The organism is Streptomyces sp. NPDC005820 (assembly GCF_040630255.1).
Classification (GTDB): Bacteria; Actinomycetota; Actinomycetes; order Streptomycetales; family Streptomycetaceae; genus Streptomyces.
In genome coordinates this window covers 71,328-92,572 of sequence record NZ_JBEXXE010000032.1, presented here as the reverse complement: position 1 = coordinate 92,572, position 21,245 = coordinate 71,328, and the positions used below count along the sequence as shown (strand labels likewise).

17 protein-coding genes and 4 pseudogenes are annotated in these 21,245 nt (G+C 70.3%); 7 read left to right on the top strand and 14 right to left on the bottom strand.

The window, feature by feature from the left end; all coding sequences use genetic code 11:
- Nucleotides 1–305: 305 nt before the first annotated feature.
- Nucleotides 306–3,173 carry an NACHT domain-containing protein gene (locus tag ABZ464_RS33815; protein WP_359283425.1) on the bottom strand — a complete coding sequence of 956 codons (2,868 nt, stop codon included), beginning with the start codon at nt 3,171–3,173 and terminating at the stop codon, nt 306–308.
- Between the two features lie 170 nt (nt 3,174–3,343).
- Between ABZ464_RS33815 and ABZ464_RS33810 the strand changes: the two genes are divergently transcribed.
- A complete protein-coding gene (locus ABZ464_RS33810) occupies nt 3,344–4,264 on the top strand; it encodes a hypothetical protein (RefSeq protein WP_359283422.1) in 921 nt (306 codons plus the stop codon).
- 318 nt (nt 4,265–4,582) lie between these two features.
- On the opposite strand, the pseudogene ABZ464_RS33805 reads toward ABZ464_RS33810, so the two are convergent.
- From ABZ464_RS33805 to ABZ464_RS33795, 3 genes and pseudogenes are all read right to left on the bottom strand, one after another.
- Nucleotides 4,583–4,735 (bottom strand): annotated as a pseudogene (locus tag ABZ464_RS33805) (integrase); the annotation flags it as partial.
- Nucleotides 4,736–4,802: 67 nt separating this feature from the next.
- A complete protein-coding gene (locus ABZ464_RS33800; protein ID WP_359283419.1) occupies nt 4,803–5,636 on the bottom strand; it encodes a PIG-L family deacetylase in 834 nt (277 codons plus the stop codon).
- 507 nt (nt 5,637–6,143) lie between these two features.
- Nucleotides 6,144–6,372 (bottom strand): annotated as a pseudogene (locus ABZ464_RS33795) (IS5/IS1182 family transposase); the annotation flags it as partial.
- Between the two features lie 212 nt (nt 6,373–6,584).
- On the opposite strand from ABZ464_RS33795, the gene ABZ464_RS33790 reads away from it, so the two are divergent.
- On the top strand, nt 6,585–6,932 hold the full coding sequence (locus tag ABZ464_RS33790) for a hypothetical protein (RefSeq protein WP_359283417.1): 348 nt from the start codon (nt 6,585–6,587) through the stop codon (nt 6,930–6,932).
- Nucleotides 6,933–7,015: 83 nt separating this feature from the next.
- On the opposite strand, the gene ABZ464_RS33785 is transcribed toward ABZ464_RS33790, so the two are convergent.
- The 3 genes from ABZ464_RS33785 to ABZ464_RS33775 all read right to left on the bottom strand — a co-directional run bounded on the left by ABZ464_RS33785 (nt 7,016) and on the right by ABZ464_RS33775 (nt 10,253).
- Nucleotides 7,016–8,278, bottom strand: coding sequence for an alpha-hydroxy acid oxidase (locus ABZ464_RS33785; protein WP_359283414.1), 1,263 nt, complete (start codon nt 8,276–8,278; stop codon nt 7,016–7,018).
- A 33-nt stretch (nt 8,279–8,311) separates the two neighbouring features.
- Entirely contained in the window at nt 8,312–9,487 is a 1,176-nt protein-coding gene (locus ABZ464_RS33780) for a serine hydrolase domain-containing protein (protein ID WP_359283412.1), read from the bottom strand.
- Nucleotides 9,488–9,788: 301 nt separating this feature from the next.
- Complete coding sequence (locus ABZ464_RS33775) at nt 9,789–10,253, bottom strand: alpha/beta fold hydrolase (protein WP_359283409.1); 465 nt, start codon at nt 10,251–10,253, stop codon at nt 9,789–9,791.
- On the opposite strand from ABZ464_RS33775, the gene ABZ464_RS33770 reads away from it, so the two are divergent.
- Nucleotides 10,242–10,406 carry a hypothetical protein gene (locus ABZ464_RS33770; protein WP_359283407.1) on the top strand — a complete coding sequence of 55 codons (165 nt, stop codon included), beginning with the start codon at nt 10,242–10,244 and terminating at the stop codon, nt 10,404–10,406. The genes ABZ464_RS33775 and ABZ464_RS33770 overlap by 12 nt on opposite strands.
- 181 nt (nt 10,407–10,587) lie before the next feature.
- Here the strand turns inward: ABZ464_RS33770 and ABZ464_RS33765 are convergent, their stop codons facing one another.
- A complete protein-coding gene (locus ABZ464_RS33765) occupies nt 10,588–12,570 on the bottom strand; it encodes a GAF domain-containing protein (protein ID WP_359283405.1) in 1,983 nt (660 codons plus the stop codon).
- Between the two features lie 193 nt (nt 12,571–12,763).
- Between ABZ464_RS33765 and ABZ464_RS33760 the strand changes: the two genes are divergently transcribed.
- Nucleotides 12,764–14,071 (top strand): FAD-linked oxidase C-terminal domain-containing protein, encoded by a 1,308-nt coding sequence (locus ABZ464_RS33760; RefSeq protein ID WP_359283498.1) that lies wholly within the window; start codon nt 12,764–12,766, stop codon nt 14,069–14,071.
- A gap of 33 nt (nt 14,072–14,104) precedes the next feature.
- Here ABZ464_RS33760 and ABZ464_RS33755 read toward each other — a convergent pair whose 3' ends face one another.
- On the bottom strand, nt 14,105–14,392 hold the full coding sequence (locus ABZ464_RS33755) for an Lrp/AsnC ligand binding domain-containing protein (protein WP_359283402.1): 288 nt from the start codon (nt 14,390–14,392) through the stop codon (nt 14,105–14,107).
- Between the two features lie 71 nt (nt 14,393–14,463).
- Here ABZ464_RS33755 and ABZ464_RS33750 point away from each other — a divergent pair, with 71 nt between their 5' ends.
- The 3 genes and pseudogenes from ABZ464_RS33750 to ABZ464_RS33740 form a co-directional block, all read left to right on the top strand.
- Nucleotides 14,464–15,258 (top strand): acyl-CoA dehydrogenase family protein, encoded by a 795-nt coding sequence (locus ABZ464_RS33750; protein ID WP_359283495.1) that lies wholly within the window; start codon nt 14,464–14,466, stop codon nt 15,256–15,258.
- A gap of 9 nt (nt 15,259–15,267) precedes the next feature.
- A pseudogene (locus ABZ464_RS33745) lies at nt 15,268–15,498 on the top strand (acyl-CoA dehydrogenase family protein); the annotation flags it as partial.
- Between the two features lie 156 nt (nt 15,499–15,654).
- Nucleotides 15,655–16,067, top strand: a pseudogene (locus ABZ464_RS33740) (ISAzo13 family transposase); the annotation flags it as partial.
- A 131-nt stretch (nt 16,068–16,198) separates the two neighbouring features.
- Here the strand turns inward: ABZ464_RS33740 and ABZ464_RS33735 are convergent.
- The 5 genes from ABZ464_RS33735 to ABZ464_RS33715 all read right to left on the bottom strand — a co-directional run bounded on the left by ABZ464_RS33735 (nt 16,199) and on the right by ABZ464_RS33715 (nt 21,243).
- Entirely contained in the window at nt 16,199–17,275 is a 1,077-nt protein-coding gene (locus tag ABZ464_RS33735) for a CaiB/BaiF CoA-transferase family protein (RefSeq protein ID WP_359283399.1), read from the bottom strand.
- Between the two features lie 23 nt (nt 17,276–17,298).
- Entirely contained in the window at nt 17,299–18,060 is a 762-nt protein-coding gene (locus tag ABZ464_RS33730; protein ID WP_359283397.1) for an SDR family oxidoreductase, read from the bottom strand.
- A gap of 201 nt (nt 18,061–18,261) precedes the next feature.
- Nucleotides 18,262–19,419, bottom strand: a complete 1,158-nt coding sequence (locus tag ABZ464_RS33725; protein WP_359283394.1) for an acyl-CoA dehydrogenase family protein — start codon at nt 19,417–19,419, stop codon at nt 18,262–18,264.
- 10 nt (nt 19,420–19,429) lie between these two features.
- Entirely contained in the window at nt 19,430–19,837 is a 408-nt protein-coding gene (locus tag ABZ464_RS33720) for an SCP2 sterol-binding domain-containing protein (RefSeq protein ID WP_359283391.1), read from the bottom strand.
- A 23-nt stretch (nt 19,838–19,860) separates the two neighbouring features.
- A complete protein-coding gene (locus ABZ464_RS33715; protein ID WP_359283388.1) occupies nt 19,861–21,243 on the bottom strand; it encodes an aldehyde dehydrogenase family protein in 1,383 nt (460 codons plus the stop codon).
- Between the last annotated feature and the right edge of the window lie 2 nt (nt 21,244–21,245).

The window sequence follows — 21,245 nt, the reverse complement described above, 5'->3', positions numbered from 1 at the left end:
ACTCCGGCCGAGGAGGCAGTGGAGTGGCCTTGCTGTCCTCCGCCAACCGGGCGCGGATCTGCCGGCCGGGCTCTGAGTCCGTGCCCTCCGCGCAAGTTGGCCGACCGGGCGGGTCGACCACGTCTGCCTGCTGCGCGAACTCGACGACATCCTCGAAGCCCAGTCCGGACCCACCGACGCCCCCTTCACCCCGCACCCCGACACGCTACGTCCTGGACTTCCGTACTGCTCCCGCCGCCGTCGGCGACCGACTGACGACCGCTTGGTGCGGGCCGTTCGTCTCCTGAGCGGGTCCCTGGCCGCCGTCACCGCAAGCTCCGTGCCGCGGGACGGGCTCCGCCGACGCCGGCATTCTGCGCCGCGAGCCGCTGCTGGAGGCACAGATGGCGGAACTCGTAGTGCGCGCCCGACTGGCGCAGCACCCCACGCCGGTGCGCCTCGTCGAGGAATCGCATGAGCCGCCACGGCGCGCGCCCCGTCACCGCCAGCCAGACCCGGGCCACCCCGAGTCGGCCCCAGGCGCTCAGCGCTGCCGTGGCAGGACCGATCGTCGTCCACAGCTCCGTGGGCATGGTGTTCCACAGACTGACCGTGGGCACCGCCCAGACCAGTGCCAGACAGGCCCCGCCGGCGAGCACGGCGGCGAGTGCGCTGCGCGCGAGCGCGGCCGCGCGATCGGTCCGCAGCGTGCTCTGTGGGCCGGTGACGCGCATGATGTCGGAGGGGATGCTCAGGGCACGGTGGACCCCGGCCGCGCAGCCGCCGACGACCCCGATGAGTAGACCGAAGGCGGCGAAGGGGACGACGGCGTCCCGGACGACGACGAGCGAGGGCCGCTGAGCGAGCCACAGCCGGACCGGCTGCGGCAGGGTGAGCACCACGTTCCAGGCGTCGGCCGGGGGGCGGCCCGGTGAGGTGAGCACCCACCCCTCGCTCCGCCTACGGATCCGGACCCTGTCGTAGACGGGTTCGGGCACCCGCCCCTTGTACGCGATGTCCGCGTCCCTGGGGATCGCGAGCGGCTCGGCCCCGTCGCCGCCGTGCAGCAGCAGGAAAGGGTACGGCTTCGTGGAGGCGGCGCTTCGGATGCCGTCGGCCGACATCCGGATGTGCCAGTCGCCGATCACCCGCTCACTCGCGGGCGCGGCCACCGACCGGATCTCGTGGGCTGCGAAAGCCCCGATGACGCCACCGAAAGCCACCGAGGCGAGTACGCCGACGGCCTGACAGAGGAAAAGGCCGCGGAGCAGACCGCTCCCGAAGCCCCGCAGTACCGCTGTCGGGACCGTGTACGGGGCCGTTGCCCGTTTCCCGTAGCGCTGTGCTGCCAGACACAGCATCGCGCCGGCCACTACGGCGGTCACGGCCAGAAGCACATGCCGCCGGCCCACCGCCAGCGGAACCACGCCGACGAGGGTGAGCGCAACGCCCAGCGCACGGCAGGTCCCCCGCCTGTTCGGTCCGCCGCTCCAGGGCAGCGCCATGGGGGACGGGCGGTCGGGCAGGCCCGCGACGGCGAACAGCATCGACACGATCAGCCCGAAGAAGCATCCGTTGAGGAACCAGACGGGCCTCGGCGTGATCACATCGCTGAACCGCAGTCCGACCACGGGCGGCACCACCAGCCCGTACACGACGCTGATTCCGGTCACCGCCACGGTCAGCGTCACCGCCGTACGACCCAGCTCACGTGGACTCCGCCCGACGCCCGACCTCGAGGGAAGCAGGAAGGCAAGCCCGAAACAGAGACCCAGGAGAAGACCCATCAGATGGACGAGGACGGACGGTGAGAGACGCCAGTCACGCGCGGCGCCGTCCCCGTAACCGGCCAGCGGCACCAGCCAGAACGCCGTGAGCAGCGTCAGCACGGCCGACCCCATCACCCGCATCGCCCTCGGCATCGCTGTCGGGAGCTCCCACCAGGCGAGCCGCCAGACGCCGTGCGCCCGGTCGTGACCACCCACGTCCCGGGCGAGACAGCTCAGCCAGCGGTGCGCCGCGTCCGGATGCCAGGTGCCCTGCGGACCGCCGAAGGCAGCCGGCACGAAGGCGTCCAGGAGATGCTCCTCGATGTGTTCGGCGGTCGGGAACCGCCCGGCGTCAAGGAGTTCCGCGGGATCGCGGCACCGGTCCCCGTACACGGTGCGGGCCAGGGCGACCATCAGCGGCGAGCGAAGGACCTCGGACAGCGGCGCACAGGGAGTCGCCAGAACCGGCGTCCAGACGGTGGAGCCGTCGCCGCGCGAGGGGGCCGTGGACTCCAGATAGGCACGCACGGTCGTGAAGTCCAGCGGGCGCAGTTCCACGACCTCGGCGGCGGTCACGACGTCGCCGCCGTGCACGGCTCGGGCCCAGTCGGTGGTGCGACAGGTGAGCAGGACGGGCAACCGGTCGTCGAGTTCAGCGTTCAGGCGCCGCAACGCCTCCCCCCGCACCCGCTCGGGAAGCTCGTCGAGGCCGTCGAGCACGGGCAGTACGAGACCGGCGTCCAGCAGTTCACGGGCCGGCGTGCACTCCCCACCGCCGGTGCCCAGCGGCCGGTACTCCGTGGCCAGCCGCTCGGCCAGCCATTCGCGCAGCCCGGCGGAGCACGGGTCCCAGCTCGCGAGGGCGAACAGCACCGGCACACGGTCGCCCGGCCGCCGCGCGGCGAGCGTCCCCAGCACGAACTGCACGGCGAGGACGGTCTTCCCCGCCCCCGGTCCGCCCAGAACGACCAGTCGGCGGGAGGGGACGCTCCTGAACGTCTCGACGATCCGCTCGAGACGCTGGTCGCCGTCGCGAGGCTCGGGCAGCACAAGCCCGCGCCGCACGTTGCGTCGGTGGTCCGCGAGCGGTGGGCCCACGCGGGACCAGCGGACGCTCAGTGGCTCCGGGTCCTGCAGCCGCCGTAGCCTGGCCTCGGCCGCCCACTGGGACTCCACCGCCTCGGCGAGTTCATCGGCTCTCCGCCGCCGTTCACCATGTGTCCCGTCACCTTCGGGTACCCGCAGCAGGTCGGCCACGAAGGCACAGACCGAGACGAACGCCGAGATCGCGGAGATCCACATCGACGCTTCGTCGCTGTCGCCGTCCCCGCTCGCCAGTACCGCGGTGAGCCCGACGAGTGCCGCCGCGACCACCCCGAGTCCGACGCGCCGTTGTACTCGTGCCTCGCCGAGTGGTGTCCCCATGGCCTGCCCCGTGTCCGCGCTCCGCCGTCCCAGGTGAAACGAGGCGTCGGGCGTCTGCGTACCGGTGCGGAAGGAGGCGCACGGAAGCCCGACCATCCCACTCGCGACAGAGAGTGCGCATCCACTCTCTTTAAGTTACTATCTGATTGATCATCGGCGGGAGGAATGCCATGAGCTACACACTGCTGCGCGGCTTGTTCGTCATCCGTTATCCCGACCTCCCGAGGCAGGGGCCGGAGCCCGACGGCGACACGGTCAAGTTCAAACCGGACACACCCGCCCTGGTCGAGGGCCTGCGTCGGCCGTCAGGTACACCGCCGGACATCAACGCCCGGGGCATCTCCGTGCGACTGGAAGCGATCGACGCACTGGAGACGCACTTCGGCGAGACCCACCAGGAACTGGGAGGCGCCGACAAGGCCCGTGACAGGCTGCTGCAGCTCCTCGGGTTCACCAACGTCACCTTCTTCGAGGACCATCCGAACAAGGTCGAGTCGGCCGACCAGGACAGCATGCGCGGATACGTCCTCTCGAACGGGATCGACGCCAACGGCCGCATGATCGGGTTCGTCTACCCGGGCGACCCGGCCGAGCCCGACGGGACGGACGTATTCCTGGACGAGGCCGGAGTGGACCAGTCCGCCAACGCGACACTGCTCACCGAGGGCCTGGCCTACCCGGCGTTCTACGCGACCCTGCCCGCCTCGCTCCGCACCCACCTGACGACGACGTCCCGGGCGGCGCGGACAACGGGGGCGGGGGTGTGGCCCGACTCGAAGGCCGACCCGAACGGCAAGGCCCACGTCCCGGATCTCGACGCGCTGCAGCAATTGGTGATGTGGCCCAAGCTGTTCCGGCGGATCGTGCCCTACCTCGCGGCGGGCGCCACCGACTTCAACGGCTTCGACGCCTGGCTGCGGAGCGACCCGGTCCACCGCGACGATCCCCTCTTCCTGCTGGACCAGGGCGAGTACGGCAACCTGCACGACGTGATCGAAGCCGCGGGCCAGGACATTCAACTCACAGTCTGGCCGGAGGACTTCATCATCAGCCCCGACCCGGCGCCCCCTGGGGCAACCATCCACCCCTAGAAGCAGCGCTCGTCATGGGCATGGGCGAAGCGTGACCCGCTCCGGATCAAGATCCGGACCAATCTCCTCGTGTCGTACTCGCCGAAGAAGCTGGGCTTCTTCTAGAGACATGGAAAAGGGCGCCTGAGCTGGGAAATCTCCCGCCAGGCGCCCTTGTCGGTCGCCGTTCGGGCAGCAAAGCGAAAAGGTGCCTTGCGCCCGATTCATCCCACCGGCATCCCAGTGTTGCCCACCTGATCCGGAATATTTCCGGACCAGATTCCGGTCATCCCTACTCGCCAGGAGACGGGGAACTGTCCCAACGATTCATCGACTCCTCGATCTGCGAGCGCACTCGGCGGGGTCCACACCGGAGGCCGGCCAGAAGGAGATGCCGGCGTGGCGCAGGTCGTAGGGCCGCTTGGCGAGGTTCAGCGCGTGCTCGTCCAAGGTGAGTGCGGCTTCCCTGGCGCGTCCCCAGGTGACGCCGTAAGCCGCGTTGTCGGCCCGAACGCGGGGCTGCCGGAGCAGGAGCTTTCCCGGCCGGGTTGCCGGCGGATCAGCGCAGTCCGGCGAAGAGATCGTTCTCAGGTACGGCCGCGCCAGTGGTGTCCTTGACCCGTACGAAGGTCTCCATGCCCATCAACTCGCCGAACCTCTCCCTGCCCATCTTGAGGAAGAAGATGTTCTCGCCCTGACTGGCGTGCGCGGCCAGCGCGTCGAACTTCTGACCGCTGAATGCGCTGGTGTCCACCCACGTGGTGATCTCGTCGTCGGGGAGGCCGATCTCGGCCATGGCGGCGGCCTCGGCGGGATCCGGCTCCGGCATGTCCTCATGAAACTCGCGCATGATCTCGCCGAACCGCTGCATCCCCGAGCGGGGCATCGTCGTCCAGTACACCTTCGGGGTCAGCTCCGTCATCTCCAGCGCTGCCATGGTGATGCGGTGGGCCTGGATGTGGTCGGGGTGGCCGTAGAAGCCGTTCTCGTCATAGGTGACGACCACATCAGGTCGGTAGTGCCGCATGAGTTCCGCGAGTCGTACCGCGCCCTCCTGCACGGGGGTCTGCCAGAAGGATCCGGGGGCGTCGTTGCCAGGCCAGCCCGCCATACCGGAGTCGGCGTAGTCCAGCATCTCCAGATCGCTGACCTTCAGCACCTCACAGCTCGCCTCAAGTTCTTGACGGCGCATGAAGGCGACGGCCGACGGATCGTGCCCGGGATCGCCCGGCTTGACACCCCCCGGTCCGTCACCGCAACCGCCGTCGGTACACGTCACGAGAACCGTACGGATGCCGTCCGCCGCGTACCGCGCGAGGACCCCTCCGGTTCCGGTGGCCTCGTCGTCGGGGTGGGCGTGCACTGCCATGAGCGTCAACGGCCGGTCAGTCATGAAACGGTCCTCCTGCAGACATACGTTTGGTCCGAGAGCGCGGCGGGCGTACGGCAGGCCTGCGGCCATGATCCCGGTGGGGTGGACCACCTCGTGGCCTCCGCGTTCCCGTCCGTGCTGCGCCGCTCCCTCGGACGATGCAACCGCGCCGCCGGGTCGGCTGTTCCCAGCGCGGCCGCTCGGCCTTCCAGACATCGGTAAGCGGAAACCCCGGGGGCATGGGCCCTCACGGATACGGGAGTGGGGGGGCACACAAGACCAACCGGGTCGGCAGGGGTGGGCCAAGGCGGATCGTTTCTGGTAGGGCAGATCCTGCCGGTACCGGCGTCCGTCCTGCGTGGCACCGTTCAACGGCCTCTACATCGACGCCGCCGACGGCATCCCTGTCAGCGATGCCGAGGTCTTCGCGGCGCGTTCGGGTGCGGGCGGTGCGTTCTTCGCGTAGCCGACGATGGCGAACGGCAACGCGATGCTCCCGCCTGGGCCCGCTTTTGGGCCCCTGCGGGCCGCCCTGACGTGGGAGGAGTCGATCACCGCCCGTGACCAGTCCAGCTTGTCCTTCGACCGCAGCTTTTCCAGCAGCAGCACATGAAGCCGGTCTCAGACACCGGCCTCGTTCCAACAGGATCCCGCGCAGCGCCTGCCGGTCCGGAACTCGAGGTCTGTCCTCGACCGGCTTCGGCGCCGGCACGGGCAGCAACGGCTCGATCAGCGACCACAGTTCATCCGACACGATCCACGGCCGCGCTTGACGTTTTCCCACGGCCAGACCAACGACAGACCACACCGACAGTCTGAACGGTCCAAATGAGATGGCTTGTTAGCTGATGAGGCGTTCGAGGGTGGCGAGTTCGTCTTCGGTCCGGCCGGCGAAATGGTGCGGGTCGAGGATGGTGGCCTGGGCGATGCGGTGGCCGAAACCTCTCATCCGTCGGCATCGTCGTCACCGTGCAGGCCGCCGACATCCCGCCCGTCCGGGTCGACCAGCTCACCGAGGGCGGCTGGCTCGTCGTCCCATTCCGGATGCGCGGCATGACCCGCACGGTGGCGTTCATCCGCGACAACGAGCGGCTCGTGAGTGACGGGCTCGAGCTGTGTGGGTTCGTGCCGATGCAGGGTGTCGGGGAGAACCGCGTGGGCCTGGTCCCCCTCCACGAGACCCGACCCGCGTCGCCCGTCGGCGGGCGCGGGGCGGGTCGGGTCGGTCCGTCCCAAGGGGCGCCCGTAGGGCCGGGACAGGGCCAGTCGCAACATAGTGCACTGACTGGCCGGGACTCGAAGGCGATGTCGCCGTGACAGCGCAATGGCTGGTGACGGACGTGTGCAGGGCCGGCGGGAAATCCAGACGACAAAGAGCACTCAGCGGAGCGGGTTCCCGGTCAGTACTGACGCCGGAACCGTACGCTGTCGCTGTCGAGGTCCTTCAGCGTCGGCGTGCCGAGCAGGGCGAGGGTCCGCGTCATGTCCGCGTGGAGGATGTCGAGGACACGGCTCACGCCCGGCTGGCCGCCGGCCATCAGGCCGTAGAGATACGGTCGGCCGATGAGACAGGCGCGGGCGCCAAGGGCGACGGCGGCGACGACGTCCGCGCCGGTGCGGACCCCGCCGTCGAGGTAGACCTCAGCCCGTTCACCGATCCCCCGTACCACCGCGGGAAGTTCCTCCAGCGGGGTCGTCGCGCGGTCGAGCTGGCGGCCGCCGTGGTTGGAGACGACGACGGCGTCGGCCCCGGCGTCCACGACGAGGCGGGCATCGGCCACGGTCTGGACTCCCTTCACCACGAGCGGTCCTTCCCACTGGCCCCGCAGCCACTCGAGGTCGGTGATCGTGACGTGCGGGTCGAAGATCTGGCCGACCAGGTCGGCGACGGTGCCACCGGTCTCGGTGAGCGAGGCGAACGTCAGCGGTTCGGTCGTCAGGAGATTCGCCCACCATCCCGGGTGCCGGCTCATGTTCATGAGTGTCCGCGGCGTGAGCTTCGGCGGGATGCTGAAACCGTTGCGGACGTCGCGCAGCCGCGCTCCGGCGACCGGGGTGTCGACGGTGAGGACGAGCGTGCGGAACCCGGCCTCGCGGGCGCGCGACACGAGTTCGGCGCTGCGGCTCCGGTCGCGCCACAGGTACAGCTGGAACCACTGGTCGGCACCGTCCGGCCGGGTCCCGGCGAGCCGCTCGGGTGTCACCGTGCCCATGGTGGACAGCGCGTAGGGGACAGCGGCCGTGGCTGCCGCAGCGGCGACGGCGTACTCGCCCTGGTGGTGCATGAGCCGCGTGAAGCCGGTCGGCGCGAGGACGACGGGCATCCGGGCCTGGCGGCCGAGGATCGTCGTCGACGGGTCGGGCTCGGCGACGTCGACGAGGACGCGGGGGCGGAACTCGACGGTGTCGAACGCGTCGCGCGAGCGGGCCATGCTCACCTCGCCCTCGGCGGCGCCGTCGACATAGTCGAAAACGGCCTGCGGGACCCGCCGACGTGCGATCTCGCGGATGCCCGCGACGTCCGGGGCGCGTCGCAGACGCGCACGGGCGCCCATGCCGCTGAGGTCGGCACGCAGCAGAGGGCCCAGCTGGGACCAGCGGGGGAACTGCCGACCGGCACCACGGGGACTCGCGGTGCCGGCGGCGTTCACGGAGGTTTTCATCGCTCTCGCCTGGGGTTGTCGGGCAGGCCGTCGTCAGCGGTGGTGGACGGTCCGCTCGAAGCTGTCGAAGGTGTCGAGGACGGCTTGGTCGGCGAAGGGCAGGATCTGCGTGCAGAGCAGGCCGCAGTCGTCGCTACCCTGATCGACCCAGAAGTACGTGTTGCCCAGGCCCGCCCAGAACAGGCTTCCGGTTGAGCGGCCCTGCGTGCTGGGGGCCTCGTTGCGCAGGCCCAGCAGGCCCCACGTCTTGTCGATGCCGGCCAGGAAGTCGACATCGTTGGAGCTGGCGGGGTCGACGGTCGCGATGGGACCGATCCGCAGGCCGCCTATCTGGTTGCGCAGCGCCTCGTCGACCAAGTCCTCGGACAGTACCCGGACGCCGCCGAGCGCACCGCGGCCGAGGAGCATCCGCAGCAGCGTGAGGTAGTCGCGGGCGCTGCCGTACATGGCGCCGCCGGCCATCTGGAACTCCGGCTCCTGGGTCATCTCGAACTCGATGGGCACCAGGCCGTCCGGGGTGCGCGCGTGCATGCCGGCCAGGCGGGCGCGGATGCCGGCGGTCAGCACGAACGTCGTGTCGCTCATTCCCAGCGGGTCGAGCAGCGCCGCCCGCAGGTAGTCCTCCAGGGACACACCGGACACCTTCTCGATCGCCTTCCCGACCCAGTCGATGTTCATCCCGTACTGCCAGGCGGTTCCCGGGTCGAACGTCAGCGGGGTGGTGAGGGTCACCTCTCTGCACTCGATGATGCCGGGCAGGCCCATCACCTCCTGGTAGCGCAGAACGTCGGCGTTCCAGAAGTGGTAGCCGTTGCCCGCGGTGTGGGTGAGGAGGTGCCGCAGTGTCACAGCGGTGCGAGCGGCGCGCAGGACGGGGAGGCCGTCGTCGTCGAACCCTTCCAGTACCTGCAGCTCGGCCAGTTGCGGGAGCAGGGTGCCGAGGGGGGCGTCGAGGGAGAGCTTGCCGCGCTCGACGAGTTGCAGGGCGCCGATCGCGACGATCATCTTCGTCATCGAGCCGAGCCAGAAGACGGTGTCGGTGGTCATGGCGCTGTCGGTGCCGAGCGCGCGGGGGCCGAAGGCGCCTTCGTAGACGACACCGTCGGAAGTGGCGGCCACCGCCACAACTCCGGGGATCAGACCGGACTTGACGCTCTCACGCAGAACGGAATCCAGGGACTCGGTGAGGGAAAGGCTGGTGACGGACATGGGGAGGACCTTTCGACTTTGTCCATACGCTGTGCCGCAGCCATGCCGATACGGCGGCGCACGGCACAGTGGTGAGGCGCTGCGAGGAAGGGGGAAGGAGGAAGGGGGCGGAGAGGGAGTCGCCGCGGGGTTCACGGGCGGCTGCCGTGCCGAGGCGCACCGGCATGTCGGTCGGTGAGCAACGAAGATCCGCGCCTGCGCCGACGGAACGCGCTTGGCGACGTATTCGACAGCGGCCGGGGGGAAGATGCTCGCGTCACCGCCGATGACGGGCGTCGGGACCGTGATCCGCGGCAGGACGTCACGCCAGTCCGCGAAGCAGTGGTCGGTGAGGGGTGCCCGCGTCCGCGCGGGGCAGGGCGGAGTTGACCTCGATCGTCCACTCGATTTCTTCCGCGGGCGTAGCGGGCGTGAACATCGAGGCGACGAGCCCGCGGCTCACGTCGGCAGCGGCCGGCCCCTTGAGTCCGGCGTTGAGGGAGGAGACCGTCGCGTTGTCGAAGATCGCCCCGAGTTCCGCCGCCTCGCCCTCGGCCCAGGCGGGGTCGGCGACCAGGACGGAGAGCTGGTCGACAAGGACGAGCCCGCCGAGCCGCTCACCGCCGAACAGGTCCCAGTACGCCCACGTGACGGAGCAGCGCATCGAGTGCGCGACGAGTGTGACGTCCTGGCATGCGAGGGCGACGAGTACGTCGTGCAGGTCCGTGACCGGCCGGGCGATCCGGTAGCCGTGGCCGGGCTTGTCGCTCTCGCCGTGACCACGCATGTCGAGGGCGATGACGCGGTGGGTGCGGAGAACTCGACGATCCGGTGGCGCCACTGGGCGGCGGTCTGCGACCAGCCCGGCACGAGCACCATCACCGGTCCGGTGCCCTGTTCGAGGAAGCTGACGGTGACACCATCACCGGTGACGCCGTGACCGCGGCGGAAGTCCTGCGTCATTGCACGAGTCCTGTTCATCGGGCCGGTTTCGTCACCGGCCATGCCCGCGCGGCGTTGCGGGCCGCTGGCCTATTTCAAGTGATGGCGGCTTTGCGGGCAATGGACGTGCTGCCCACATCCGGTCGTCACCGATGGGTGAAACCTCCACCACTACCCGATCATGGTGTGGTCCATCGGCGTCCGGTGTCGGGAGCGAGGGTTTGCGCGAGGCCGCGCAGGTGCAGTGCCAGCTGCAGTTGCAGGGTCCGGCCCGGCTCGCGCCACCCGGTTCCGAGGAGTTCTCCGATGCGCTCCAGGCGCTGGTACAGCGTGTTGGGATGGATGCGCAGCTGCTCGCAGGTGCGGGCGTGGTGCTGGGACTGACCGAGGAAGGCTTCGAGGGTCGTGGCGAGGTCTCGGCCGCGGGCCCGGTCGTATGCGAGCACAGGGCCGAGGGCGGCTTCGACGAACGCGGCGATGTCATCTCGGCCGGCATGGCTGAACAGACTCCGGTACGGACCGACCTCGGCCGCGGTCGCGACAGCTCCGGGGAGTTTGAGGGCGAGAAGGACGGCCGCCGTCTGCCGCGCCGCCTCGTGACCGGTACGGACCGCCGCCACCCCGCCGGCGGCCGGTGCGATCCCGCCGGCCGCCGGCAGGTCACCGTCCCACAGAGCCGCTATCCGGGCCCGGACCGAGGCGACGTCGTGCTGCCGTGCGAGAACGACGAAGCGGCCGGCGTGCTGGGCGACCCACCCGCGCAGTTCGGCGGCGATCCGGGTGGCCGCCGCGGCCACGGCCCTCTCGTCCTGTCCGGCGTTGTCGAGCACGACGACGACGCCGATCGCGTCGATGTCGATGTCGGCGGCCACGGCTCGACGCCGTAGCTCGGCGTCGTCCCCGTCGCCGGCGAGCAGTGCGGTCACGAACGCGCCGCGCGTGCGCAGTTCGGCCTCGGCGACGCTGCGCTCGGTGGCGACGACCAGTGCGGCTGTCATGGCGCCGATCTCCAGCAGACGTACGGTCTCGTCGCCGATCCGCGCGTCGCTGACCGCGACGAGGCAGCCCGCGCAGCCGTCGCGCATCCGGATCGGGACAAGGGCCAGGTGATCTGGGCCGATGGCCGTCCGGGAGGCCGGCTCCTGGCCGGAGAGCCATCTCTCGGGGGCACTGCCGATGACGGCGACCACGTCGATGTCGTCCGCGCCGGGTCCCGCGTCGAGCCGGGTGCCGTCCGCGCCGAACACCTGGACCGGCAGACCGACCGCCCGCGCCACGGCCCGTCCGACCTCGGGGATCCCGCCCCCGCGCAGGACCTCGGCGGTGAGCTGCTCGCGCAGTTCACCGGCCTGTCGGCGCAGTGTGTCCGTGCGTTTCAGGGCCTCGTTCGACTGCCGCAGATCCGCGACGGCCCGCTGGTTCTCCTCGAAGAGCTGGGCGTTGCGCAGCGCGACGGCGGCATGGGCGGCGAGACCCGCGAGCAGTTCGACCTCATGGTCGCTGAACCGCCGCGGACGGCGGTCGGCGGCGAGGAGAACACCGAGCGTCGACCTGCCGAACCGCAGCGGGACGCCCAGAACGCCGCCGATATGCTCGCTGACCACGACCGAGTCGACGGACCGGACCCGGCGCAGCCGCCCGTCGTCCAGATACGACTCGCTCCACAGGGGCCGGCCGGAGCGCATGACCTCGCCGCCCAGGCCCTCACCGTCCCTGAGGACGACGCCTAGCAGGGCGTCACCCAGCGAGCCGTCGACGATATCGATGCGCAGGCCGCCGTCGGCGGTCGGCAGCAGGATGAAGGCGACGTCGACACCGAGCAGGAACCGCGACTGCGCCACGACCTCCTGGAGCAGCCCCGCGCTGTCCCGCAGGGACGCCAGCCGCCGCACCAGGTCGTCGCGGACGCGGAGCTCGCGGGCGTCCCGGCCACGGTCCGCGAGCCGGGCACGGATCGTCTCGGCGAGTTGTGCCTCGTCCTCGACCCGCCGGCGGGTGGCGTCGTCCGCTCCCGCCAGGAGAGCCGCGCGCAACCGCTGGATGTCGCCCGGCGAGCAGTCGTCGGCGAGCAGCCCCAGCCAGCCTCGGGACCCCGCGGCGACCGCCGATCCCTCCGGTGCCGGGCCGTCCGGTGCCGGGCCGGCCGTCGTGGTCTCGTCCATCGTCACATCATCGCCCGACGGTGACCGGCTACATCTCCCGGGCCCCGGAATGGAGAAACCGTCCATTCATGGCCCCGTCCGGAAGGGGTTGACTGGGCGCGTGACCGACCTTCGCGTACCGGGGACGCCGACGTCCCTTCTCGCCGCCCTGCGCCGCGCCGTCGAGCCCGACCGGCTCCTCCTCGACGAGGAGATGATGCGGCCCTACACGCACGACGAGGCCGAGTGGGCCCCCCACGGGCTCCCCGCGGCGGTCGTCAGACCCCGCACGACCGGCGACGTCCAGGCCGTGGTGCACACCTGTCTGGCCCACCGCGTCCCGATCGTGCCCCGCGGCGCGGGAACGGGGCTGTCGGGCGGCGCGAACGCCGTCGACGGCTGCGTCGTGCTGTCAACCGAGCAGATGACCCGAATCCTCGAGATCGACCCCCTGGAGCGCCTCGCTGTCGTCCAGCCGGGCGTGGTCAACGACCATCTGCGCGCCGCGGCTGCCGAGAAGGGCCTGTGGTACCCCCCGGACCCGGCCAGTTCCCCGTGGTCGACGATCGGCGGCAACGTCGCGACGAACGCGGGGGGTGTCTGCTGTGTGAAGTACGGGGTCACCCGGGACTACGTACTCGCCGTGGAGATGGTCACCGGCACGGGCGCCGTCGTGCGGCTGGGACGGCGGACCGCGAAGGGGGTCGCCGGGTACGACCTGCTCGGGCTCGTGGTGGGCTCCGAGGGCACGCTCGGCGTGGTCACCGAGGTGACAGTGCGGCTTCGGCCGGCACGGATGCCGGAACACACGGCCGTCGGCCACTTCGACTCCGTCAGTGCCGCCGGGCAGGCCATCCACGAGGTCGGCGCCGCGGGGATCGTCCCGTCGGCCCTCGAACTCGTCGACCGGCACTGCCTGGCGGCGGTCGACGCATGGAAGAACATGGGCCTGTCCGTCGACGCGGACGTCGTGCTGCTCGGTCGCACGGACGCGCCGGGCGCGGCAGGGCACGACGAGGCCGACCGGATGGTCGAGTGCTTCATGCGGGGCGGCGCGAGCCGGGCCGCGCGCTCCACCGACAAGCAAGAGGCCGAGGCGCTCTTCGCCGCCCGCCGCCTGGCCTATCCCGCGCTCGAACGGCTCGGGCCGGTGCTCACCGAGGACGTCTGTGTGCCGCTCCGTGCGGTGCCGGTGATGCTCGACCGCATCGAACGGGCGGGGCGGCGGCACGACACGGTCATCGCCAACATCGCCCACACCGGCGACGGCAACCTGCACCCTCTGCTCATCGTGCCCGGCGACGACCCGTCGGCCCGCAGGCGTGCGCAGGCCGCGTTCGACGACATCATCGGTGACGCCCTCGACCTCGGCGGCACCGTGACCGGCGAACACGGCGTGGGGCTGCTCAACCGGGACGGTCTGCGGGCGGAGCTCTCGAAGGACGTCATGGCCATGCAGCGCGCGGTCAGGGCCGCACTCGACCCGGCCGGGATTCTCAACCCCGGCAAGATCTTCGACTGAGCGGGGCTCCGCCGCCTGCGTACGGCCCGCCGTTCACTCCGTGGTCGGTACGGTGCCGTCGCCGCGCCGCCACGAACTGAGGACGACGAGGGTCCTCGTACCGACGACACGGCCGGTGCGGCGCAGCCCGTCGACGACGTGCTGCAGGTGCTGGACGTTGTCCACCCGCATCCTGACCAGGGCGTCCGGGTCCCCCGCGATGGTGAGCACCTCCAGCGCCTCGGGCTGCCCGGTGACGGCCTGGATGAACTCGGCGACACCCCGTTCCTGCACACGCCGGCGCGTCCGAGCCGCCAGCTTCAGGCCCAGATGCGCGAGCACATCGCGTTCGTCGAAAGCGGGAAGCCCGCATGACCCTCACGACAGCCCCCAGGGTTCCGGCGAACACCACGGTGGCGGCGCGGCCCATGGCACTCGCGCACGCGCTCAACACCGCGCTGCGGGACGCCCTCGTGGACGACGACCGGGTCCTGCTCCTCGGGCAGGACATCGGCCGCCTCGGCGGTGTCTTCCGGGTCACCGACGGGCTCCAGGACGAGTTCGGCCCGCTGCGTGTGGTGGACACCCCGCTCGGCGAGGCGGGCATCGTCGGCAGCGCGATCGGCCTCGCGATGGCCGGATACCGGCCGGTGTGCGAGATCCAGTTCGACGGGTTCGTCTTCCCGGCGATGGACCAGATCGTCACCCAGCTCGCCAAGTACCGGCACCGCACCGAGGGGGCAGTCGGCCTGCCCGTCGTCATCCGAATCCCCGTCGGCGGCGGGATCGGCGCCATCGAGCACCACTCCGAGTCCCCTGAGGCGTACTTCGCACACACCGCCGGCCTGCGGGTCGTCGCCCCGGGAGCGACCGTGCCGGCACACCGCCTCATGCCGACGCAGGAGTCGGCCGACCTCATCCGCCTCGTCCGCGACATCACGGCCGACGTCCTGCTGCCCCGGGCCGCCGATGACGAGACGACAGGCCGATTCCCACGCGAGGTGTTCGCCACGCTCGGCAAGGCCGGATTGCTCGGACTGCCGTTCCCAGAGGCCGTGGGTGGCGGCGGCCAGCCATACGAGGTGTTCCTCCAGGTCCTGGAAGAACTCAGCTCGGCGCGGGCGAGCGTCGCCGTCAGGGTGAGCGTCCACACCTTGTCGTGCACCCCGTTGCACCACGCCGGTACGGCGGAGCAGGTGGCCCAGTGACTGCCGGACGTGCTGGGCGGTGAGCAGCTCGGCGCGTTCTGCCTCTCCGAGACGCACGACGGCGCCAAGGCGTGGACCACACACGGCGGGCAGGCGGACTTCTACACGGCCCTGGCGCGCACCTCCGACGACGAGCGGCGCGGCATCTCCTGCTTCCTGGTCCCCGCCGACACTCCGGGGCTGGTCGCGGACACCCCTGAGCGGAAGATGGGGCTCACCGGTTCGACCACGGCCGCGATGCTGCTCACGGACTCCAGGGTGCCGCTCGGGCGCCACATCGGCGCGGAGGGCGACGGGCTGTCCGTCGCGCTCGCGGGGCTCACGGCCGGGCGGCTGGGCATCGCCGCCGTCGCCACCGGAGTGGCCGCATCCAGGACGAGACACGTGCCCAAACTTATGGTGAAGCTCGCGGTGTTGCTGCCGCGCTGTGACGAGCGGCAGCGGCGGCCGTTGATGGCCGCGGAGGCGCGTGCTCTGTGGCATGGCGGCGTTCGGGCCCGTCGCGCGGGCGCCTTCGGTCAGCGAGCCCACGGTCCGCAAAGGTGTGTTCGAACTGGAGGCCGGTGAGGCGCCGCTGGGGGCGGGCGCGACGTCCGGGTGGAGGCCGCAATCGGGCCGCGGATCTGGATCCGGGGCTGCGACCGGCGCTGTTGGCGCTGGTCGACCCGGATGGGCGGGGAGATCCGATGTCGCCACTGCGGTGGACGGTGAAGTCGCCCCGCACGCTCGCGCGGAAGCTGACCCAGGCCGGGCACTGGGTCAGTACCGCGACTGTCGCCGGCCTGCCACGCGAGGAGGACCTCAGCCTGCTTCCGCACACTCCGTCACCACCGAATGTGAGACAGGGCCGTTGGCTGGACGGACAGCTCAGAAAAACCGCACCCGACCCGAGTCGGTGTGAGGCAGGCCTGTCCGCCCAATACCCCGCGGATATGCATGGTCATGGCCGAAGAGAGTTGGCAGTCCAGCGGGCGAGTACTTGGTCCGCCGAGGACTTCCTTGTGGCTGTCGGCATCGCCGTGGGGGTGCCGCTGAACCTCGGTGCGGGTGCGGGCTGCGTGACGTCGTCGATGACGATGTAGGTGTCGCGTGCACTGAGGTGGGCGTGTCGCGCCGCCTCGGCCGGAGTCAGGACGGGTGCGACGCAGGCGTCGGTTCCCTCGAAGTGGGCAGCCCAGTCGGCCATGGTCCGGGTCGCGAACGTGGCTTCGAAGATGGATGCCATCTCGCCGTGGCGCTCGGTCTCGTCCTGTGCGGGAATCACGTCGGCCAGGCCAAGTTGATCGACGAGCGTCCGGAAGAACTGCGGTTCCAGGGCACCGACCGCGACCCAACGGTCGTCGAGCGTCCGGTACAGGCGGTAGTACGGCACTCCGCCATCCAGCATGTTCTTGCCCCGCGGCTGCGAATGCCGGCCGGAGGCACGAAGCCCGGCCGTCATCAGATCCAGGTAGGAGGTGCCGTCGACGATGGCAGCGTCGACCACCTGGCCCTGACCCGTCATCCGGGCACTCAGGAGAGCCGACAGCACGCCGATGACCAGGAAAGTGGATCCTCCGCCGAAGTCACCGAGCAGGTTGATGGGAAACTGCGGCCTGTCGGCCGTCTGTCCAAGGCCGTGCAGCACACCGGTGATCGCGATGTACGTCAGGTCGTGACCCGCGGCGTGTGCCAGCGGTCCGGTCTGCCCCCATCCTGTCATGCGCCCGTAGACGAGCCTGGGGTTGCGCGCCAGACAGGTGTCCGGCCCCAGGCCCAGACGCTCGGTGACCCCGGGACGCATTCCTTCGAGGAGGATGTCGGCTTCCTCGATGAGTTGCAGGGCCAGCTCGACACCGCTGCGCGACTTGAGGTCGACCTCGACGCGTTCACGGTTCCGTGTCAGGAGGTCCTCCGGACCTCCCCCGAGGAGCTGGGGCCCTGGACGGTCGATGCGGATCACGTCAGCCCCGAGATCGGCAAGGATCGTCGCCGCGAACGGTCCGGGCCCTATGCCCGCGAGCTCGACGACCTTCACACCTCCGAGCGGTCCCGTCGCGATCACCGCGGGGCCATCCGCAGCGCGCCGTCCATGCGGATGACCTCACCGTTGATGTAGTCGTGCTCGATCAGGAACACGGCGAGCCGGGCATACTCTTCGGGCCGCGCCATGCGCCTTGGAAACGGCACGCCGGCCGCCAGGGTCTTCTGGAACTCCTCCGTCACCCCGGCCAGCATCGGTGTCTCCACGATGCCCGGCGCGATCGTGTTGACCCGGATTCCGTACTGTGCCAGATCGCGTGCAGCCGGCAGGTTCAGGCCCACGATGCCACCCTTGGACGCCGCATACGCCTCCTGCCCGATCTGGCCCTCGAACGCGGCCACCGACGCGGTGTTGATGACGATGCCCCGTGCGCCGTCCCCGAGCGGGTCCGTCCTGGCGATCTGCTCCGCCGCCAGGGCGAGCACGTTGTACGAGCCGACCAGGTTGATCGAGACGGTCCTGGCGAACAGCGCCGGGTCGGTCGCGCCGCCGTCCTTGTTGAGAACCCTTCCCGCGGTGCCGATACCCGCGCAGTTCACGACCGTGCGGAGCGGACGTCCGGCGGCCGCAGCGGTGGCGACGGCGAGGCGCACGCCGTCGACGTCGGTCACGTCGACGGCGACATACGTGACGCCGTCGACGGCGCGCGCCTTGTCGATCGACGGCTGCAGGTCGAACGCGAAGACGGCGGCACCCTGGCCGGCCAGTGCCTGGGCAGTGGCCGCACCGAGCCCTGAGGCTCCGCCGGTCACGATGGCAGCGGTGTTCTGGAGATCCATGTTTTCCTTCGTCGTGATCGATGTCGTCCGCACCGGCGGACGTGGTCCTGCGTCGGAGGCGTGCCCGGCCGGAAGCCTTCGTGAGGGCGTCGCTCATGGCCACAGGCGACCGGAAGACGCCCGGTCGTCGAACAGGGGTGCGGTCGGACCGGGGGCGGTCGTGTCCGGTGCCCTCGGGCTACAGGCTCGGGAGAGGGCTGCTCATGCCGCGCGGGTCCGCGCGGCGATGTCGCGGCCGATGATCTCTTTCATGATCTCGGTCGTGCCGCCGTAGATCGTCTGGATACGCGCGTCACGGAAGGCCCGGGCGATCGGGTATTCGAGCATGTAGCCGTAGCCCCCGAAAAGCTGGAGCGAGCGGCTGACGACCCTCTGCTGGAGTTCCGTGGCCCACCATTTGGCCTTGGCGGCTTCGACCGCGGAGAGGGTGCCCGCGTTCAGTTTCATCGTCGCCGACTCGACGTAGGCACGGGTCACGTCGAGTTCCGTCTCGAGCTCGGCCAGCGTGAACCGGACGTGCTGGAAATCGCCGACCGGTTGACCGAAGGCCTCCCGCTCGAAGACGTAGTCGCGGCCCCACCGGTAGGCCGCCTCGGCCGAGCAGAGCGCACCGACGGCGATGGAAAGCCGTTCCAGCGGCAGCCGCTCCATCAAAGCGTGCAGACCACGCCCCTGCTCTCCGAGCAACTGCCCCGCGGAGAGGCGGACGTTGTCGAAGAAGAGCTCGGCAGTGTCCTGAGCGGCGAGTCCGATCTTGTCGAGCTTGCGGCCGCGCTTGAACCCGTGCTGCCCTTCCTCGACGACGAAGAGGCTGAAACCGCGGGAGCCGGCGTCGGGGTCCTTGCGAGCGAGGACCACGACGACATCGGCCTGGATGCCGTTGGTGATGAACGTCTTCTGACCGTTGAGGATCCAGTCGTCGCCGTCTCGTACGGCACTTGCGCGGGTGCCTTGGAGGTCACTGCCGGCGCCGGGCTCGGTCATGGCGATCGCGCCGATGAGCTCACCCGAGGCGAGGCCGGGCAGCCAGCGCCGCCTCTGCCTCTCGTCGCCGAGTTCGGCGATGTAGGGGACGACGATGTCGTCCTGGACCGAGAGACCCGCCGAGAACGATGTGACGCCGGCGTGGGCGCACTCCTCCGCGACGACGAACCGGAACCGGTAATCGCGGGTGCCGCCACCGCCGTAGGTCTCGTCGACGCCGATACCGAGTACACCGAACTCACCGGCGCGCGACCACGCGCTGCGGTCGACCAGCCGGTTTTCCTCCCACTTCTGGTAGTGCGGTATGACGTCACGTTGGATGAACGTGCGTACCGTAGAGCGGTAGGCGTCGTGGTCGGTGTCGTAGAAGCTCACGGCTGGCCCTTCAGACGAGCAGATCGGCGCGGTTGTCCCGCTCGAGGCGCTGGATGTAGACGGCGTACATGGTTTTGGCGTGGGGAAGCAGGGCGATCAGCTTCGGCAGTGCGCCCGACACCGTGATGTGCTTACGGGCGACGGCCAGCGGGATGCTGACCTTGCCCTGCCAGAACCGGTTGGCCGTCTCACCGTCGAGGGTCATGGTCATGTTCGGCGTCGGGGCGTCGGCGTCGCCGTAGTGGACCTGGGCGGCTGGGAGATCGACGGTGATGACGGCGTCGGGCTGCGACAGGTTCATGCGGAGCACCAGCCCTGATCTGGCCAGGGCCTTTTGCACGTCGGGGTCGGCGAAGCCGGCCTCGAAGATGCCGCCGATGTACTTCTCGGCTTCGGATGTGTCGGCGAATGTGGCCAAGGTTCGCTCTCCTTGCGAGTGGGTCAGAAGATCTTGCGAAGCATCCGCTGGGCGAGCGGACCGTATGGCGGGTAGACGATGCGCGGATCCGGCCGGCTCGGTCTCGCCAGGTGGGCCTTGCGGTGGCTGAAGGTCTGGAATCCCCATTCGCCGTGGTAGGCACCCATCCCGGAAGTACCGACACCGCCGAACGGCAGGGCTGGGACCAGGAAATGCACTGCGGCGTGATTGCTGATGACAGCCCCTGCGGAGACCGCGGCCCGGTACCGTCGCTGCAGCCGCCGCGAACGAGTGAAGACGTAGGCCGCCAGGGGCTTTGTGCCGCGGGCGATCCGGCGGATCGCCTCCTCGTCACTGCCGACGGTGACGACCGGGAGGATCGGGCCGAAGATCTCCTCGGTCATCAGCGCCGAACCCTCGCCCGGATCCACCACGACCGTGAGGTCGACCTGGCGGCGCCCGGGGTCGCCGGCCCCTCCGATCAGCACCTGTCCACCGTGGTCCTGCAGCATGCCCGCCAGCCGCCCGGCGTGCCGGCTGTTGACGATCGGCATCGACGCGCCGCCGTCCCCGTTGGGACTCAGCTCGACGAGAGCCTGTCTGAGCTTCGGCAGGAACACGTCGCGCACGGTCGCGTCGACCATCACGTAGTCGGGGGCGATGCAGGTCTGACCGGAGTTGAGGAGTTTCGTCCAGGCGATCCGCCGTGCCGCGACGTCGAGATCGGCGTCACGCGCGACGAGTACCGGGCACTTGCCCCCGAGTTCGAGGGTGACCGGTGTCAGGTGTGGTGCCGCGGCGGCCATGATCACCTTGCCGACTTCCGGGCCGCCGGTGAAGAAGGCGTGGTCGAGCCCCTCGGCAAGGATCGCCTGCGTCGCTTCCGGGCCGCCCTGGATGACGGCGAAGGCGTCGGGATCGAGGTACTCCGTCACGAGCTCCGTGATCAGCTGGGCCGTCCGCGGTGTGTGCTCAGAGGGTTTGATCACGGCGCAGTTGCCGGCGGAGACGGCCGCCACCAAGGGGGCGAGGGTGAGGAGCAGCGGGTAGTTCCAGGGCCCGATCACGACGACGACGCCGAGCGGCTCGTAGTCGTACCAGGCCTTCCCCGGGAACTGCGAGAGCGGAATCGGCACTCGTCTCTGCCGCATCCACTTCCTCAGGTGTTCGCGGGCGAACCGCGCCTCGGCCGCGGTCGGCGCGATGTCGCCGAGGAAGGAGTCATGCTGGGGCCGGCCCAGATCCTCGGCGAGAGCGGCGGTGATCCGCTGCTCTCCCTCGGCCAGCATCCGCTCGATCTGCGCGAGTTGGGCGAGCCGCCAGGCGATGGGCCGGGTGCGACCGGAGGCGAACGTGGCGCGCAGCCGGGCGACCTGCGCGGTGACGGTGAGCGTCGGTACGGTCATCG

Coding starts and splice junctions, on each gene's coding strand:
- ABZ464_RS33715 (WP_359283388.1), bottom strand. CDS start 21,243: ATGACCGTACCGACGCTCACCGTCACCGCGCAGGTCGCCCGGCTGCGC.
- ABZ464_RS33810 (WP_359283422.1), top strand. CDS start 3,344: ATGAGCTACACACTGCTGCGCGGCTTGTTCGTCATCCGTTATCCCGAC.
- ABZ464_RS33800 (WP_359283419.1), bottom strand. CDS start 5,636: ATGACTGACCGGCCGTTGACGCTCATGGCAGTGCACGCCCACCCCGAC.
- ABZ464_RS33780 (WP_359283412.1), bottom strand. CDS start 9,487: ATGTCCGTCACCAGCCTTTCCCTCACCGAGTCCCTGGATTCCGTTCTG.
- ABZ464_RS33775 (WP_359283409.1), bottom strand. CDS start 10,253: ATGCGTGGTCACGGCGAGAGCGACAAGCCCGGCCACGGCTACCGGATC.
- ABZ464_RS33785 (WP_359283414.1), bottom strand. CDS start 8,278: ATGAAAACCTCCGTGAACGCCGCCGGCACCGCGAGTCCCCGTGGTGCC.
- ABZ464_RS33760 (WP_359283498.1), top strand. CDS start 12,764: ATGATGCGGCCCTACACGCACGACGAGGCCGAGTGGGCCCCCCACGGG.
- ABZ464_RS33765 (WP_359283405.1), bottom strand. CDS start 12,570: ATGGACGAGACCACGACGGCCGGCCCGGCACCGGACGGCCCGGCACCG.
- ABZ464_RS33730 (WP_359283397.1), bottom strand. CDS start 18,060: ATGGATCTCCAGAACACCGCTGCCATCGTGACCGGCGGAGCCTCAGGG.
- ABZ464_RS33815 (WP_359283425.1), bottom strand. CDS start 3,173: ATGGGGACACCACTCGGCGAGGCACGAGTACAACGGCGCGTCGGACTC.